Origin of the sequence: Treponema primitia ZAS-1, from assembly GCF_000297095.1 — a bacterium.
In the GTDB taxonomy this organism is placed as follows: domain Bacteria; phylum Spirochaetota; class Spirochaetia; order Treponematales; family Breznakiellaceae; genus Termitinema; species Termitinema primitia_A.
Map to the genome: position 1 here is coordinate 63,048 of NZ_AEEA01000030.1, position 17,336 is coordinate 80,383.

General features: G+C 45.5%; 18 protein-coding genes. 14 read left to right on the forward strand and 4 right to left on the reverse strand.

Features of this window, described 5'->3' with window-relative positions; all coding sequences use genetic code 11:
- The first annotated feature begins 2 nt into the window (after nucleotides 1-2).
- Both TPRIMZ1_RS0104710 and TPRIMZ1_RS0104715 read left to right on the forward strand, forming a co-directional pair.
- Complete coding sequence (locus TPRIMZ1_RS0104710) at nucleotides 3-2,189, forward strand: dipeptide/oligopeptide/nickel ABC transporter permease/ATP-binding protein (RefSeq protein WP_010255739.1); 2,187 nt, start codon at nucleotides 3-5, stop codon at nucleotides 2,187-2,189.
- Complete coding sequence (locus TPRIMZ1_RS0104715) at nucleotides 2,190-3,173, forward strand: oligopeptide/dipeptide ABC transporter ATP-binding protein (RefSeq protein ID WP_010255742.1); 984 nt, start codon at nucleotides 2,190-2,192, stop codon at nucleotides 3,171-3,173.
- A 66-nt stretch (nucleotides 3,174-3,239) separates the two neighbouring features.
- Here the strand turns inward: TPRIMZ1_RS0104715 and TPRIMZ1_RS0104720 are convergent, their stop codons facing one another.
- The 4 genes from TPRIMZ1_RS0104720 to TPRIMZ1_RS0104735 form a co-directional block, all read right to left on the reverse strand.
- Nucleotides 3,240-4,415 carry an InlB B-repeat-containing protein gene (locus tag TPRIMZ1_RS0104720; protein ID WP_010255745.1) on the reverse strand — a complete coding sequence of 392 codons (1,176 nt, stop codon included), beginning with the start codon at nucleotides 4,413-4,415 and terminating at the stop codon, nucleotides 3,240-3,242.
- A 12-nt stretch (nucleotides 4,416-4,427) separates the two neighbouring features.
- Entirely contained in the window at nucleotides 4,428-5,297 is an 870-nt protein-coding gene (locus TPRIMZ1_RS0104725; protein WP_010255748.1) for a CsgG/HfaB family protein, read from the reverse strand.
- 411 nt (nucleotides 5,298-5,708) lie between these two features.
- Nucleotides 5,709-6,485, reverse strand: coding sequence for an NINE protein (locus tag TPRIMZ1_RS19985; RefSeq protein WP_010255749.1), 777 nt, complete (start codon nucleotides 6,483-6,485; stop codon nucleotides 5,709-5,711).
- A gap of 32 nt (nucleotides 6,486-6,517) precedes the next feature.
- Nucleotides 6,518-6,940 (reverse strand): hypothetical protein, encoded by a 423-nt coding sequence (locus tag TPRIMZ1_RS0104735; RefSeq protein ID WP_010255751.1) that lies wholly within the window; start codon nucleotides 6,938-6,940, stop codon nucleotides 6,518-6,520.
- A gap of 140 nt (nucleotides 6,941-7,080) precedes the next feature.
- On the opposite strand from TPRIMZ1_RS0104735, the gene TPRIMZ1_RS0104740 reads away from it, so the two are divergent.
- The 12 genes from TPRIMZ1_RS0104740 to cas2e all read left to right on the forward strand — a co-directional run bounded on the left by TPRIMZ1_RS0104740 (nucleotide 7,081) and on the right by cas2e (nucleotide 17,200).
- Nucleotides 7,081-7,413, forward strand: coding sequence for a helix-turn-helix domain-containing protein (locus TPRIMZ1_RS0104740; protein WP_232616740.1), 333 nt, complete (start codon nucleotides 7,081-7,083; stop codon nucleotides 7,411-7,413).
- 123 nt (nucleotides 7,414-7,536) lie between these two features.
- A complete protein-coding gene (locus tag TPRIMZ1_RS0104745; protein ID WP_010255754.1) occupies nucleotides 7,537-7,842 on the forward strand; it encodes a type II toxin-antitoxin system HicA family toxin in 306 nt (101 codons plus the stop codon).
- Between the two features lie 10 nt (nucleotides 7,843-7,852).
- Nucleotides 7,853-8,197, forward strand: coding sequence for a type II toxin-antitoxin system HicB family antitoxin (locus tag TPRIMZ1_RS0104750; RefSeq protein WP_010255756.1), 345 nt, complete (start codon nucleotides 7,853-7,855; stop codon nucleotides 8,195-8,197).
- Nucleotides 8,198-8,267: 70 nt separating this feature from the next.
- The gene (locus tag TPRIMZ1_RS20410; protein WP_157784178.1) at nucleotides 8,268-8,603 is read left to right on the forward strand and encodes a hypothetical protein; all 336 of its coding nucleotides are present in this window, start codon (nucleotides 8,268-8,270) and stop codon (nucleotides 8,601-8,603) included.
- 121 nt (nucleotides 8,604-8,724) lie between these two features.
- Nucleotides 8,725-11,352 carry a CRISPR-associated helicase Cas3' gene (gene cas3, locus TPRIMZ1_RS0104755; RefSeq protein WP_026043526.1) on the forward strand — a complete coding sequence of 876 codons (2,628 nt, stop codon included), beginning with the start codon at nucleotides 8,725-8,727 and terminating at the stop codon, nucleotides 11,350-11,352.
- The gene (gene casA / locus TPRIMZ1_RS0104760; protein ID WP_010255762.1) at nucleotides 11,352-12,917 is read left to right on the forward strand and encodes a type I-E CRISPR-associated protein Cse1/CasA; all 1,566 of its coding nucleotides are present in this window, start codon (nucleotides 11,352-11,354) and stop codon (nucleotides 12,915-12,917) included. Before cas3 ends, casA begins: the two co-directional genes overlap by 1 nt.
- Before the next feature lie 17 nt (nucleotides 12,918-12,934).
- Nucleotides 12,935-13,456 carry a type I-E CRISPR-associated protein Cse2/CasB gene (casB, locus tag TPRIMZ1_RS0104765; RefSeq protein ID WP_010255765.1) on the forward strand — a complete coding sequence of 174 codons (522 nt, stop codon included), beginning with the start codon at nucleotides 12,935-12,937 and terminating at the stop codon, nucleotides 13,454-13,456.
- Entirely contained in the window at nucleotides 13,453-14,061 is a 609-nt protein-coding gene (gene cas6e / locus TPRIMZ1_RS0104770) for a type I-E CRISPR-associated protein Cas6/Cse3/CasE (RefSeq protein WP_010255767.1), read from the forward strand. The genes casB and cas6e overlap by 4 nt, the downstream gene beginning before the upstream one ends.
- 33 nt (nucleotides 14,062-14,094) lie before the next feature.
- Nucleotides 14,095-15,255: a type I-E CRISPR-associated protein Cas7/Cse4/CasC gene (cas7e, locus tag TPRIMZ1_RS0104775; RefSeq protein ID WP_010255770.1), complete on the forward strand. Its 1,161-nt coding sequence runs from the start codon at nucleotides 14,095-14,097 to the stop codon at nucleotides 15,253-15,255.
- Between the two features lie 14 nt (nucleotides 15,256-15,269).
- A complete protein-coding gene (gene cas5e, locus TPRIMZ1_RS0104780) occupies nucleotides 15,270-15,977 on the forward strand; it encodes a type I-E CRISPR-associated protein Cas5/CasD (protein WP_232616741.1) in 708 nt (235 codons plus the stop codon).
- Nucleotides 15,970-16,896 (forward strand): type I-E CRISPR-associated endonuclease Cas1e, encoded by a 927-nt coding sequence (gene cas1e, locus TPRIMZ1_RS0104785; protein ID WP_010255776.1) that lies wholly within the window; start codon nucleotides 15,970-15,972, stop codon nucleotides 16,894-16,896. Before cas5e ends, cas1e begins: the two co-directional genes overlap by 8 nt.
- Entirely contained in the window at nucleotides 16,874-17,200 is a 327-nt protein-coding gene (gene cas2e / locus TPRIMZ1_RS0104790) for a type I-E CRISPR-associated endoribonuclease Cas2e (RefSeq protein ID WP_026043529.1), read from the forward strand. The genes cas1e and cas2e overlap by 23 nt, the downstream gene beginning before the upstream one ends.
- The last annotated feature ends 136 nt before the right edge of the window (nucleotides 17,201-17,336 follow it).

Sequence of the window (17,336 nt, forward strand, 5' to 3'; positions counted from 1 at the left end):
CTATGAAGCGCTTCTTAAATTACCTGAAGGCCCGCCCTCTGGGTATGGCCTCCATGATAGTAATACTGTTCCTCTATCTGATAATGATCTTCGCTGAATTCATCGCTCCCTATAAGCCGACCACCGTAATGGAAAACAGGATCTACCATCCGCCGAACCTGCGTTTCTCAAGCGCCGGTCCCATGGCCCAGGAAGCCCGGGTGATCAACTCGGTAAACTGGAAATACGCCCGGGTCAGGGCTGCCTACGAAAGGGTACACATCTTCGGCAAGGGCGAGCCCTATAAGCTCTTTGGCCTCATCCCCGCGGAACGGCACCTCTTCACCACCGGCCCTGTGGGATCCAACGGCGCCTACCCCATCTTCCTTATGGGGGCGGACCATCTGGGCCGGGATCTTTTCTCCCGCATCGTCTACGGTTCGAGGATATCCCTCACCATCGGCTTCATCGCCACCGCCATATCCCTGTTCCTGGCCATGATCCTGGGCGGCGTCTCCGGCTTCTTTGGCGGCCTTACCGACTGGACGGTGATGCGTTTCTCCGAATTCTTCATGCTCATCCCCGGGCTCTACCTGATACTTTTCCTGCGATCCCTCTTATCAAGCAACATGGATTCCGGCCAATCCTACATGATGATCACCGTGATACTTTCCCTGGTAGGCTGGCCCGGTTCCGCCCGTACCATACGCGGCATGGTCCATGCCATTAAGCGTGAAGAATTCGTAATGAACGCCCAGCTTGAGATGATCCCCGCGCCGGTAATAATCCTGGGGCACATCATCCCCCAGATCGCCAGCCTCCTTATTGTAAGCATAGCCCTCTCCGTACCGGGCTTCATCATGACCGAGACCACCCTTTCCTACCTGGGACTGGGTATCGTGGACCCCGCCGTAAGCTGGGGTTCCCTCATCCGCCGCGACATTTCCACCCTGAGTAATCTCCGCAACTTTCCCTGGCTGCTCTCCCCGGTCTGGTTCCTCCTGGCCGTTACCCTGGCCTTTAACTTCCTGGGCGACGTACTGCGGGATTTCTACGATCCCTATCACACAGTTTTCCGGCGGCGCCGGGATAAGAAGAAATCGAAGCTTCCGTTTGAAGCCGAACAAGACGGATTGAAGAATGATACTATCCTCCCGGATGATTCCACATCACCACCCTTGCTTTCCGTAAAAGATCTATCGGTTAGTTTTTCTGTACTCCGCGGGCAGGAGACAATTTTGGTACAGGCGGTACGGGGAGTTTCCTTTACGCTCAAACGGGGGGAAATACTGGGCATTGTGGGGGAAAGCGGGTCCGGAAAGAGCGTTACCACCCAAGCGATACCGGGGCTGCACCCCAGGAGCGCCAAAGTATCGGGATCCATTTTGTACGAAGGCCGGGAACTGACGGGTCTTGAGGCAGAAGCCCTTCGGACATACCGGGGAAAAAAGATCGGCATGATATTCCAGGAGCCGGGCCGGTCCTACGATCCCCTACAGAATATGGGAAGCGTCTTTTTCGAAACCTTCCGCAACAGCAATCCTGCTATTACCAAAGAGGAGGCCATGGAAAAGGCAGCAGCCCTATTAGCCGAAACCGGGCTCCCCAATGGCCGGGAGCGGCTCTCCAATTTTCCCCACCAGTTCTCCGGGGGCCAGCTCCAGCGTATTGGTATAGCCCTGGCCCTGGCCCAATCCTGCGAGCTCCTCATCGCCGACGAGCCCACCACCGCCCTGGACGTAACCATCCAGGCTCAGATAGTAGATCTACTTAAAACCCTGCGGAAAACCCGGCAAATATCGATTATATTTATCAGCCACGACATAGATTTAGTGGCGGATATCTCAGACCGTATCATCGTAATGTACGGCGGCCTGGTGATGGAGAGCGGCCCTGCCGCAGCCTTCACCGGCGCCGGCGTCACGCAGGGAACGGATGTCACGCAAGGGGCAGGCGCTATTTACCACCCCTACACCAAGGCATTGCTGGCCGCGTCCCCGCGCTTCGGCAGCCACTATGTACAGACCAGGCTGCTTTCTATTCCCGGCAGGGTGACGGACCCCGCAAACCCGGAAACGGGCTGTCCCTTCGCCCCCCGCTGCGCCGAAGCCGGGAAGGAATGTACCCAAGGCATCCCGCCCCTGGTTCAAACCGAAGACCGTGTAATACGATGTGTCATACACAATGTGTTACAAAAGGCGGATACATAGATGGCTGTGATCACCGTAGAAAATCTGCGGAAACGCTTTAACCTGGAAGCGGGTTTCTTCGCCCGTTTCGGCCGCTTTGTCTACGCGGTAAACGACGTTTCCTTTTCCATAGGCCAAAACGAATCCTACGGCCTGGTAGGAGAATCGGGCTGCGGCAAGACCACCACCGCCCGGCTCCTGGTGCGGATGTACGAAAGCGACAGCGGAACTATCACCTTTAAGGATACCGTTGATGTAAAAAACCTTAAGGGCGGCGAACTAAAAAAATACCGGGAAAAGGTAAAATACGTTTTCCAGGACCCCGCCCGGTCCCTCAACCCCCGGATGAGCGTCTACGAAGTGCTTATCGCCGGATACCATTACTCCTCCGACTGGCCCGGGGAAAAGAAAGCCCGGGAAGAAGCTGCGGCCATACTGGAAGAGGTAGGTCTTTCCGCATCGGATCTGGAACGGCGGCCCGCGGAATTTTCCGGCGGCCAGCGCCAGCGTATCTCCATAGCCCGCGGCCTCCTGCTGCAGCCGGAGCTGCTGATCTGCGACGAAGTAGTTTCCGCCCTGGATGTTTCCATCCAAGGCCAGATCCTCAACCTCCTGCTGGACATACGCCGGCGGCGTAATTTATCATTCCTGTTCATTGCCCACGATCTCAAAGTCTCGTCGTATTTCTGCGACCGTATTGGCGTGATGTACCGGGGTGAACTCATGGAAGAAGCGGCGGCGGCGGATCTCTACCAAACCTGTCTGCACCCCTACACCAAACTGCTCTTTTCCTCCGTCGCCGGAACGACAGCCACCGCTACCAGCGGCGGCCCTGCACAGCCCTCAGCGCTGCTGAAAGGTGAAGTACGTACCCCGGTCACGGAACTTTCAGGCTGCGCCTTTGCCGAGCGCTGTCCCCTGGCGGAGGAACGCTGCCACCGGGAACACCCGGATATGCGGGAAAGCGGAGGAGCGGGGCACAGGGTGCGGTGCTTTAGGGTATGAGGGAGGGCTTATAATAAAGTCAATCTCTTTAATCTTGGGCATCTTTTTCACGCCTTTATATCCCTGTTATTGATGCTTAGTAAACAGACAAGTATTATAATTCTTTGTGAGTATATATAATTCACTGTCAGAAATATTTGCGAGCGTGTATTCAGTTTCTTCATAAACAAATGTAATTTTTTCCTGAACTCCTATCCCTGAGGATACGGTAGATCGATATACGCCGACAATACTGCCAGACAAAAAGCGATACTCCCCTGATGAAACAAACCAATTACCAGCCAGGGTTACTGTGTTTTCATTTATTGTAACAGTGTTATATCCATATTGACTACTTGTATATTCCCAAATAGTATTTGCATAAGATCCATTGGTAACTGTCTCTTTGAGTGTTACTGATGCGGTACCACTTTTTTCAAGATCAACCGATGATGTTGCTCTGACAGTCAACGTTTCTGTGATTTCGTCAACAGCGACAGATAACACCCCTGTTATAGAATGGACTGATGTTCCTACAGAACCGCCTTCAACAGACCATATTACACTTTGCGAAGGATTGCCAGTTCCATTGATGGAAACTGTGAACTTTTGAGTCTTGCCTTTTTCCACTGTCACGTTAGCGGGAGAAACTGTAATACCGGTAGTAGTTGTTCCCCCACCCGTAGACACCCATCTTGCCCAAAGTGTTACATTTCCAGTCACAGTCAACGAAACCCCGGTATCATAATTTATTCCCGTCCCAATTGCGTTCGTATTCCAGCCACTAAAAGCGTACCCAGACTTACTTAGGCTGTTCCCGTTACCTACAATAATACTCGTTCCTGTAAATACCGTTTGCGATGTCGGAACTGAACCACTCCCTCCGTTTACATTGTATGTTACGGTATACTGTTGTATACCACCCTCGTTTTCCCAACGAGCATATAATGTTTGGTTTGCGGTTACAGAAAAAAAATATCCTATAGCGTATATTGTCCCTGTCCCACCCGGGTTTACACACCAGCCGGTAAATACTTTACCCAGAAAACTAAGACCATCTTCACTTGGTAGTATAATAGCTGTTCCTTCATTAACAGTTTGTGCTTCCGGAGCAATACCAGTCGCATCATTTGCATTAAATGTAATGGTATAGATGGGTATTTCCTTCTCTGGTTTAGGGCCATGAAAGAGTGTCGCCATACCTTCACAACCAATAAAAGTCATTAGCAGTAGATTTAAACAAATAATATATATATTTTTCATTATAGGCCTCTATTATAATTTGAAAACATAGACAAACCGTACTCCAAACCCTTGATCATTGTTATTACCTGACGTGGGTACCATATCAAAGTACATATTGTCAAGTAAAGCTACCGCCTGTCGGTTCCAGTTATAGACAAACGGTCTTACAAAACCATAGACCAAAGTTAATCCTGCCGCTGTTATACCGATGGTAGCTGGAACTCCAACCATAGGATTATCCCAATCTAATACCGTAGCCTCTATGAGGAATAATCCTGCTGCAACTGCATAGCCTGCCGTCAGGGTAAAGCCGCCTCCGATATCGCCCTCAAGATATGATCCAAGTCCTAAAACTATATTGAGTGCGCCGGTACCTATTTTTTCACCTGCCGTTCTTGGCTTTTTAGGTACTTTGGATAAGAGGCTGGAAAATACGGCATCCCTTTTTATCGTGTAGGTTTGTATGCCTTGTATTCTTGCGGTTTCAACTTCGAGCGCTTTTACCCGCATACGCCACACTGTACCGAGGGGATTTAAAACTCCTGATATAATAGTTTGCGCACCAAGTTTTTTTCCGATTGACTGGGCAGATTCATCGCTAACCTCACCGGAAAGCTGAAAGTCCATCTCCCTTTGTAATAATGCCATCTCACTTCTATCCACAACAATAAGATTGCCATTATTGGCAAGAATGGCAGTTAATTCTTCTATAACGTAATTCGATACAAACGGATCGGCATTAAAATTCAATACTGCTACTTTTGTGCCAGGGGCTAAGCGTTCAACGAAGTAAAATATTGAGCCTTTTATACCCTCATCAAGGGTAACTGTGTTTTCCTGGCCACTGACCATAATAGTTAACAAGCCAAAAAGAAATACTTCAATACAGCCTTTTCTCATATTCAACAATTCCTTATTCTGTAAAGAATCAACTATGGCTGAATAATTACAAATTGTATAACTTCAAGCTCAGGTCATACAAAGCGCAACAGCGCTAATTGTTAATCTTTGAGTTCTTCTGCCTCGACTCCCTCTTTTATCTTTGTACTCATGCCTGCCAGGACTAACAAAAAACCGGTAACAATGTATAACACCGCAACAATATAGTTATTCGAGGAAAATGGGACCCACCAATGAGCTACAATTCATTTCTTAATGGCTTTGATAATTTTTATAACAAACAGGACAAACGTACTCCTTTCGAAATGCAATTTTCCCTGTATTGCCATCGCCAATTAAAGTGTATGTCCATTTTATCATGATCTTTCTCCTGAAATTTTAAGCATGCCATACGGCATGCCTTTATACAAATTATCCCAGCAATTGTTTTTTCTTATTATCAAATTCTTCTTTGGATATTGTACCTTCTTCCAAAAGAGTTTTATATTTTTTTAACTCATCTGCGGTTGATATTGAGGGTCCCGCATTACCTGTTTGTGTATAATTATCTATATGTTTTTTAATATCTTTTGCAGTATTTAAATCAGAAGTTGCATCAAAATAGATTGCACGCTTATCAGTTTTTAACTGGAAGTCTTTATACCTCGAATCCGGTTCAGCAATACCAGGGATAGTAATTGTAAAAACGCCAATTCCAGTTTCCGGATTATCTTTAACATCAACACCGGCCACGCTTGATATTTTAAAATTACGTATTATTTCAAATGGTACTGAAAGCGCATAAGGAGTATGGCGCAAAATTACTTCTTTGTCAGTCACGTATAAATCTATACGCGATCCGACCTCCATTGGAAGTTTACCGACTAATTTATAAATATATTTTTGGTTTCTGTCTGAAAACCATTTTTCCATGTCGGTTTCTGCACTTATTCCTCCAATGCTTTTTCCTTTACTGAAAGATACAATCCCGCCTTCTTTATCTTTAAATTTTCCACAAAGTATCATAATAATGTCAATTATCCACCAAATTTCAGAAACGCCAGTCCAACACAACAATAACATTATTATACCGGTACCAATTTTCTTTGTATAAAACCTATGAATACCTAAGAAGCCCAAAAATAAGCATAAGAAAAACACCGCGAGACCACTTTTTTCAGAATACTTAACATTGTCATTGACATCCATAAAAAACTCCTTTAAAAACGATTTGATTGATTTTATTTATCAAACTGATATAAAATCATATCTTTTTGTACCCTCATATAACACAAAGATACGTTTGTGATCCTATCGCCTGCTCTAATTCTTGCCATCATACGCGTAAGTCCCCGCGTTAATATTCCAATAATTACGGGCTTTGTTTTTGATGGTTTTTTATCCGAACCAACAATGCCCAAGACCCCTGCTATTATTACCACTATAAAACTTCCAATAAGACGTATCATTAACATTGAAGTATCATTTATCGTTTTGGCTGCACCGCTTTCATCATAAGTTAATACCTTCAGGCCGGCCGAAACCCCTCCTCCAATCCAACTGCCAAAAAATCCTACCGTTACCCATATTAAGCCGATTATGAGCCCAAGAATGCATAAAACCTTTGCCCCTGTTTTCAATTTCATTCCTTCTTCATATAACAAAATTCCGCCAATTCCTTACTAACATGATCCTATTTAAGGATTATATTTATCGCAATTGCGGTAATTTACAGAGACTATATAACAATTGCAATATTGTCAAGCAAAAAACATTGATTTTGCGCTATTTTTTATAAATGGAGATGACTTTTAAAAAAAATTTAAGGACTGAACTTGATTATCTTGACTTAACTGTTAAGGAATTAAGCGCTAAAACAGGCATCGCCAAAGGAACGCTGGATTGTTACCTGGGTCTACGGGAGTCTATGCCTCCGGCCGATATAGCGGTTAAAATTGCCAAAGAACTTGGGGTATCGGTGGAATATCTTGTTACTGGAAAAGATGAAAAGTCCATACATTCGTATAATCCAACTATTCGTTCTATAATTCAAATAGTCCTTGAACTTAACGAAAAAGACAATGAAACCATACTCGGTTTAGCCAAACTATTAAAAAAACAAGCGGATAAAATCTAGCGTTTTTCCATATAACTTTACCAAGACTTCTGGTTACGGTTTTAAATCCTGCATACCATCCATTAACAATAGCCTCCGGACGGTAAGCTGGAGCTCCAAAAACGATCCATTTCTCCTACGGGGATGCAATCTGACAGAATTGCCTATATTTTTGAAAATCCAAATAAAAACCTATTGATATATAGTATCATATATAGTATCATATATGATATGGCAAATGTGGACAAAATCATTGAGAAAATGAGAAACCAACCTCATGGAATCCGTATGGCGGAAGCTGATAAAGTTTTAACGTCAAACGGATACCGTCTTGATAGGCAAAAAGGATCACATCGTCAATACATAAATAAAAATGGGGATGTTATTACCATAAAAGATGAAAATCCGCTAAAGGCGGTATATGTGAAAGATATATTAAGCAGAATATAGGAGAAAAAACATGAAGGCAAAAGAATACATGAAACTTCCATACAATTACATTATTAAGCCTATTAAAGATGAAAGTGGGTCATATTTTCATGCGTCTGTTCTTGAATTTTCAGGCTGCCAAAGTACCGGGGAGACCTTTGAGGAAGCATACAGTGGGCTTATGGAAGCTATGAAAGGGTGGATTGAAACAAAAATTGAAAATGGATTTCCGGTTCCGCCGCCCATGGACACAGAAAAATTTAGCGGAAAATTCCTTGTCAGGCTTCCTAAAACGCTCCATGCTCATCTTGCCATGGAAGCTCAAAAAGAAGGGGTATCCTTGAATCAATATGCGCTTTACAAACTAAGCGTATAATTTATAGGGTAAACTACTCCTGTATACGAGGGTCTTTATCTGAATATCTCCTACCACTAAGGGTAAGCTTATGAACGAACTGGAAAAGAAAACAGGAATGTCCGAGGCAGAAGCGGATTATTGGGGAAAAAATAGCTGCCAAAACTTCGGCTTAATCGGCAAACCTTTATCGGCACCTATACAAAATCGTTCCGTCTATCATCGACATCACCCGATGAATCGTGTTATGCAAAGATGTTCCTTGGAGCAACACCAGAAACCGCCCCAGCTACTTCCCTTTCATAGGGACAAATTCCGCTATTTCATAGCCGGGGTAGAAACACCCCACGTGTGTGAGGAAAACATCCTCGGTGGTATTCGGCTTTCAGTAGGATCAGAAACACCCCCACAGAGGTGGGGAAAATAAATTCGCGTTAGAAGAAATCGAAACACCCCCACGTATGTGGGGAAAACCTAGTAATCAGAATTTAACAAATTTTTTCAAATTTTTCTTGACACAACATGAATTTGAGGTATATTATCATCATATGGCACAAATAAAAAACATTTCATCTAATGCAAATAAAATTCTCCCCCTATCATCCTGCCTTGCAAAAACTCTTACCCTCCCGGACAACAAAACCATCCCGGGCATTGATGTCTTTGGGCACTGCATCATCGTTGGCGAAGTTACCAAACTCCTTGTCAAATACTCCATTCCCCAAATCAGGGGAAAACTTTTTCCTCCCGGCGTGGAACTGGTGGCTGCCGTTCATGATCTGGGAAAAATCTGCCCCACCTTCGCTGAAAAGTTATACCGCCACACCGATAACTACCAGCCCAATTCCCTCACGGGGCTTGAAAATGCCAACCCCGATCTAGAAAAACAATGGGGATATCACTCTGGTCTCAGCCAGTCGTCGCTTTCGGCTTTCCCCAAGCTTCCCAAGTATATACCTGAAATCGCGGGACGTCACCATGGATATTCCCCGGATAGTACCCTTCCCGCTGATAGCGATTATTTTGGTGGGAAACCCTGGCAGAAGCTGCGGGTAAAATTTGTCGAAAAGCTAAAACGTTACTTTGGCGTAGACTGGCCGGTGGTACAAAACGATACCCATGCCGCCTTGCTTTCGGGTCTTACCAGTGTTGCCGATTGGATCGGCTCCGGCCAAGCCTTTGACGGGTTCCGCCATATTGAGGATATTACGGACCTTCCCAACAGGGTAAAATCCGCTCTTGATGCAGCAGGCTTTGTACCACCGCTTATTCGGCGGGGACTTTCATTTATGGAAATTTTTAGGTTTGAACCCAATCCCATTCAGGCCCGTTTTATCGAAACCATTTCGGGTCCCGGCGTCTATGTGCTTGAAGCCCCCATGGGAATAGGGAAAACCGAGGCTGCCCTGTATGGGGCCTACAAGCTGCTTGCTGCCAGAAAAGCCTCGGGCATCTACTTTGCCCTGCCTACCCGGCTTACTTCGGAGAAAATATACGAACGGGTAAATCCCTTTCTTTTATCCATCCTTGAGGAGACATCCCCCTTACGGCAAGCCCTGCTCATCCATGGTTCCGCATGGTTATATGAAACCGAAATGGGGGAAGATGCTCAGCCGGAGGCTTCCTGGTTCCATGCAAAGAAACGCAGTATTCTGGCGCCCTTTGGGGTGGGGACCATCGATCAGGCATTGATGGCGGTTATGAACGTTAAACATGGTTTTGTCAGAACCTTCGGCCTTGCAGGAAAAGTAGTGATTCTGGATGAGGTACATTCTTACGATAGTTATACCGGAACCCTGATGGAAAAGCTAGTGGCAGATTTACGAAATTTGGGTTGCACGGTGATCATTTTAAGCGCCACCCTTACCGGAGAACGGCGAAAAGAACTGTTAGGTATAAAAAAAGGAGCTTCCCTCCCCGCCTACCCCCTTATCAGCTATCATGCCGAGGATGAAAAGAATCATCACGAATTGCTGATTCAGGTTTCAGAAAATGTAACCGTAGAACTGAACAGTATTCAGCATGATGATGAGGCAGTCAATGAAGCTCTTAAACGGGCGGAACAGGGACAGCAGGTTTTGTGGATAGAAAATACCGTGGCAGAAGCCCAGGATCGGTTTGCCCTTTTAAATTGCTTAGCAGTTGAACGTGGAGTTGAATGCGGCCTGATCCACTCCCGGTTTACCAAAAATGACCGGGACCAACATGAAAAATACTGGGTTACCCTTTTTGGTAAGGATGCAAAAGATAAGCGCAAGGAAAAAGGACGCATCCTTGTGGGGACCCAGGTACTGGAACAGTCTCTGGATATCGATGCCGATTTTCTGGTTACCCGACTCTGTCCCATGGATATGTTACTACAGCGTATAGGCCGACTCTGGCGCCATGCATCGAATAAAAAGCTACGACCCGGAACCGCTCGCCAGGAAGTCTGGATTCTTTCGCCGGGTTATGAACAGGTTCTTGAAAACTATAAAAAAGAACTGGGAAAAACCGCTTTTGTTTATGCCCCCTATGTTTTATTACGGACTCTGGAAGTTCTGAAAAATCATGCCCCTTCATTAAAGTTACCCGAAGAAATACGTCCCCTGGTGGAGGCGGTCTATTGTAATCGGAAAGAGGATGGGTTACTTGTCCGGTTACAGTGGGACTTGGAGAAACGGCGGGAACAACTTCAGGGTCTTGCCCGGCAAGGCCTTTCCCAGGGTGGGAGGACTTTGCCTGAATCAAAAGCGGAGACCCGGTATTCGGATCAGCTCACCGTGGATGTCCTCCTTCTTAAGGATGCAAAAGAAGAACAGAACGGAAAGGATAAAAAGATTTTGCTTGTTTTATCTGATGGAACATCACTTGAACTCATTAAGGGCTTAAAGAATTATAATAAAAAAGAATGGCACAGAATAGCCGTGCTTTTGAACCACCATGTGGTTACTGTTCCGGAAAAACGGGCGCCGCTCCCAGCGTCTCCCGGTGTGTTAGACTGGTTTAAGGAATACATTTACATAGGGAATAAAGAAGAGGAGTTTCTCCGTGTTGCAATAATAAACAAGAGTGAAAATCTTGTTGGTCTGTATAACGCCATTATTTCGAAAAAATATACTTTATCTTATAATAGCAAAATTGGATACCGGTCAGAAGAAATTAACCCGTCTAAAAAGGAAGAGGAGGATTGGTAATGGTTGCTAAAAAAAGCACAGATAAACCGATTGCCGGTAAGGGCCAAAACAGGTTTAACCTGTTGGATGAGAAATGGATCCCCGTAACCGGTAAAGGGCTTGTAAGTTTATGGGATGTCTTTCATAATCTTTCCCTTAAGTCTTTGGGGGGTAATCCGCTGCAGAAAATTGCCTTGCTTAAACTGCTGTTGGCTATTTGCCAGGCATCCTGTACCCCCAAGGATGATGATGAATGGGCGGCACTTAAGCCCAAGGGCCTTGCTAAAATGGTTCTTGAATACCTTGAAAAACGCCGGGACGATTTTTGGCTTTACGGGAAAAAACCTTTTCTGCAAATACCGGCCATAGCAAAGGCGGCAAAGCAACCTTACGGCGCAGTACTTCCCGATGTAGCAACCGGGAACACTACGGTATTTACCCAGTCCCAAAAGGAAAGGCCCCTCTCGGATGCCGAAAAGGCGCTTTTAGTTGTACAGCTTATGGGGTTTGCCCTGGGGGGTAAAAAGACGGATAACTCTGTTGTGCTTTCTCCCGGTTACCAAGGAAAGTTCAATGATAAGGGTAAACCTTCAACCGGCAAACCCGGCCCAAGCCTCGGTTTTTTGGGATATCTCCACAGTTTTCTTACAGGGAAAACCATTATGGAGACCCTTTGGCTCAATATTATAACTAAAGAAGCCCTTGAGCGGCAACAAGAATATTCTAAAAAACTTGGCCCGACACCCTGGGAAACACCCCCAAAGGGAGAAGCTGATTCAACTGCGGAAAAATTAAAATATTCTCTCATGGGTAGGCTCATCCCCTTCTCCCGTTTTTTACTTTTGGCAGAAGATGGCATTCATTATTCAGAAGGAATATCTCATCTCGATTACCAGGGAGGTATGTCGGACCCCAGTGTGGCCATCGACAAATCAGGAAAAACCATAAAAACCCTTTGGGCGGATACCTCCAAACGGCCCTGGAGAAACCTGACCGCCCTGCTTGGATTCTTACAGGCTAATGAGAGTTATCTTGACTGCCCTTATTTACGGCTCGGTTTTTCCCGTGGGATACGGCATACCTCAAGCATTGGAATTTGGTCCGGGGGATTACGGGTAAGCGGTAATGCCGGCGAACAATATGTTTCCGGCACCGATGATTATGTGGAATCAGAAACGTTTATGGAATCAGCACTGGTAAAAAAATATTTCTTTATATATCTTAAACAGGAAATGACCACCCTGGATGAGATGTCTAAAATACTCTATGGGAGGGTTGCGACATATTGCAAAGAATTAAAAGCTGAGGGTAAATCTATTGCAGAAAAAGCAACGGAATTATTCTGGAAGCTTTGTGAAGGAAAATTTCAGGATCTGGTTACAGCTTGTCAAATCGAAAACCAGGCTGAATGTAAAAAGGAAATGGAAAAGCTAAGGATTTTTTTTATACGTTATGTGTGGGATGCCTACGAATTCTATTGTCCTCAGTTTACAGCCCGTCAGCGTGAGGTATGGGCAGGACAGTGCCCAAATCTTGGCCGCTTTGTACCGAAAAAAGATGATGCCGCAGAAGCGGTAAATCAATAGCCAAAAGGAGGCGGATCATGACAACTGATTCAAAAAGTAACGCTAAAGCCTTTGTTGAGATGATAATTAAACGCATCGGCGGGGATAAGGCCTTTGGCGCAGCAATGCGCAGAGCGGATAACCCCGTTACGGAACGCCATAGCTGGGACTACCTGGCCCAATGGTGCGATCTTGAAAAAATCGATAAATCAAGGGCATACGCGCTTATCGGAGCTGCCGTTGCCAAAGCAAAGCCGGTACAGAATGGCAGTTTGGGGATAGGGAGGGCAATCGCTCAATGTTATGCCGATGAGGGTAGATCTAACGGAAACGAAAAAGACGCGGCAAAGATTAAACTGCGCCGCCTTCTAGCTTGTAAAACCACCAAAGAAGCATGTGGTATTCTACGCCCCCTCCTTAGTCTTATCAAATCCAGAAATATACATCTAGATTACGCAAAACTTTTACAGGAATTACAGTACAATGATGAAGCATTTAATGACTGGATAAAACGACGATGGGCCATGGATTTCTATAATAAAAAGGAGACCGAAGAATGATCGCATCGATCCTCAAGCTTAACCGATCGGATTTTAAGAATCTACAGATAAACACATCCCCGAATCGGGATATAGATCCCTATGCCTTTCACAAGGTAGTCTATTCCCTTTTTCCCAAAACTGAGAACAGCCGGGATTTTCTATTTGTTGACAAGGGAGGTAATTTTAATGAAAGACAGATTTTAATTTTATCAAAACGTTTACCAGAGGAACCAGATTATGGAACCATTGAATCAAAAGATATTCCTGAATCTTTTCTTAATCAGAATCATTACGGTTTTGAAATTCACCTTAACCCCACCAAACGGGAAAAGAACGGAGGTAAGATAGTTCCCATAATGGGAAAGGAGAATTTAGTTGAATGGTTCTGCTCAAAATCGGAAAGCTGGGGTTTTTTAACAGAACAGGAAAGTTTGCAGATACAGTTTACCGGTGTTCAGACCTTCGATAAACAGAACGGCCAGGTAACGCAGAACGTGGCCAATTTTATCGGTAAATTGCAGGTAAGCGATCGGTCCCTTTTTATCAAAAGTTTTGAACAGGGCATAGGCCGGGGCAAAAGTTTCGGTTTTGGGTTGTTGCAGATAATTCCTTTACAGGATTAACCTGAATATAATTTTTTACAAGGAGCCAAGAATATGAATAACAATGAAAATCCCTTCAAGAATGTACGGGTAGAATACCACATCCTCCAATCATTCCCCGTATCATGCCTTAACCGGGATGATGTCAATTCACCAAAAACCGCACAAGTCGGCGGTGTTACTCGGGCGCGGGTTAGCAGTCAATGTTGGAAACGACAGGTACGGCTTGCCTTGCGAGAATTCGGTATTGTTTTGGGAAGCAGAACCAAATTAATTTCCACACTTATCGGAAACGCTTGCAAAGCGGAAGGGGCAACCGAAACGCAAGCTAAAGAATGCGGTGATTTGATTGAGAATATTTTTATAAAAAAGGCAGAGTCTGCAAAAAAAAGCTCCGACAAAAAGGAAACCGATAAAGAAGATACTGCTGTGGAAGACACCGGAAAGAGCGATACCCTGTTATTTTTTGCTCCTGCCGAAGTTTCGCTTATTGCAAAGAAATTCAAGGAAAAGAAATTTAAACCCAAAGAGCTTATCATTCAATCGGATGCCAAAAAGCAGGCGAAAGAATTGGCCGAAATTATCGGAAAACAAAAATTGGAAAATGCCAAAAATCTTGGCGGCCTTGATATCGCCCTTTTTGGCCGCATGGTGGCTCAGGCCGCAGAACTGAATATAGAGGCGGCGGCATCCTTCTCCCATGCTATTTCTACCCACGAAATTGCTAACGAAGAAGAATTCTTCACCGCCCTGGATGATAATTCCACCGAGCAGGGTTCGGCTCACATGGGTAGCCTGGAATTCAACTCCGCCACCTATTACCGCTATATATCCCTGAATCTGGGACAGTTGTATAGCACCCTGGGAAGCGGTGAGTTTATCCCCCAGGCCATTGATGCTTTTACCAAGGCCCTCTATATAGCAGTTCCTTCCGCTCGCCAAACCACGCAATCAGGCGCCTCCCCCTGGGAATACGCCAAGGTATTTGTCCGGAAGGGGCAGCGCTTACAGGTTCCCTTTGAAGCCCCTGTCAAAAACCAGGGAGGAGGATTCCTTGAACCGAGTATTGAATACCTTAAAAATTATATTGGCAAACAGAAGAAACTTGCCGGCTCTCTTTTCGGCAATATAGCAGAATTTGACTTTGGTGACGATGAAAATTTTTCCATCGATCATCTTGTCGCGGGAATACAAAAAGCCGCAAGGGTTAAATGATGCGTACCCGTTGGATGCTTTTATGGTTTGAAGCCCCTCTGCAGTCCTGGGGGGCGGATTCAAAATTCGGACCCAGGGATACCATGGACTTTCCAACTAAGTCAGGGGTCCTGGGTTTACTCTGCGCTGCCCTTGGGGCTTCCGGTGAACAACGGGAACTGCTTGCGGAGATGGCGCCCTTAAGGCAGACCGTCATCTCCTATGTCAGGCCAGGCAGGGAACGGGAAACCACCCTGATGGATTTTCACATGGTCGGCAGCGGGTATGACGATTCCGATCCCTGGCAATCCCTGATGATTCCCAAAACAGCGGAGGGGAAAAAGGCCGTTGGGGGCGGAACAAAGATGACCTACCGCTATTATCTGCAGGACGCCCGATTTGCGGTCATTCTGGAGGTTCCCGAAAAGCGGGCGGATTCATTTGCGGAAGCCCTGTTGAATCCGGTATTCGATATTTATTTGGGCAGAAAGAACTGCGTCCCCACAGATTTTGTCTTTCGGGATGGAAATATCTTCAATACCGAAGAAGACGCTGTTGCCGCAATAGCGGAGCTATTTGAAGAGAAGAAGAAAATAAATAAGGATTTTGATTTGGTTGAAGATTTTCGGGTGGTTTCCGGGGAAGCCGATGGCGAAATCCTTACCCTCAACGATGTACCCATTCAGTTCGGTCCGGTTAAACAATACAAGGACCGCCGGGTAACAATACAACCCTATGAGTGACACCGCTTCCGAAAACACCGCTGTTCATCCGGAAGAACAAAAAAGGGAAGGACAGCGGCTCTTTATTAAAATCACCCGGGAAAGCCTGCCTCAAATAAAGGATAAATATCCCTTTCTTTATCTTGAACGGGGCAGGCTTGAAATTGATGACAGCAGTGTTAAGTGGATAGATAGTGAAGGCAATGTTATCAGGCTTCCCATCGCTACCATCAATACGATCCTGCTTGGCCCGGGAACCAGCATCACCCATGAAGCGGTAAAGGTTATGGCTGCGGCAAACTGTACCGTATGCTGGGTAGGCGAAGACAGCTTGTTATTCTACGCGGTTGGTCAGAGTCCAACGGCTAATACCAGAAACTTCAGAACCCAGATGATCGCGGCTTCGGATAAAAAAGCCCAGACCGAAGTTGCCCGTCGTATGTTTTTCCGCCGATTTCCCACTGCTGATTTATCAGGAAAATCCCTGAAAGAAATGATGGGCATGGAAGGGTACCGGGTTCGGGAGCTCTATGAGCAAAAAGCAAAAGAATATGGTTGCGGTTGGAAGGGTCGCAGTTATATTCCCGGAAAATTTGAACTGGGAGATTTAACTAATAAAATCCTTACCGCCATGAATGCCGCTTTATACGGACTTCTTACATCGGCAATATATGGTATGGGGTATTCTCCCCATATTGGGTTTATTCATACAGGAAGCCCTCTACCCTTTGTTTATGATATGGCTGACATTTATAAAGAAAAGCTATGCATCGATCTTGCCTTCTCCTTGACCATAAAAATGGGCGGGTTGTATAATAGACATAAAGTTTCCGATGAATTCAGAAAACGGATAATTGAAATGAAATTATTGGAGCAGATCGGGGATGATATCCCTGACTTTCTAGTGGGAGGGAAAGATGCTGGTAGTGATAGCCAATGATTTACCACCCGCAGTTAGGGGACGTATGAAGCTCTGGTTCATTGAACCTCGTCCCAATGTTTTTGTTTCCGGTGTAAAGGATTCCGTTGCCGATACGGTGGTTACTTATCTCAATAAATCCTGCCCGCCCGAATCCGGTCTTCTAATCTTTCAGAGGATCAACCGTTCCCCTGGATATAAAATATGGGGAATTGGCGATCATACAAAGCAAATCATCGACATTGACGGACTTCAACTAATTATTGAAAAATATTTACCCTCCAAAGAAAATACACTATATACAGCGGAACAAACTCACCAATAACCCCAGATGCTGGTGTTTTCCCCACACACGTGGGGGTGTTTCCCTCCAAGGGCAAGGTATTTCAGAGCATGGAATGTTTTCCCCACACACGTGGGGGTGTTTCCAAACTCTACAAATGGCTGTATCCCCCGTGGCC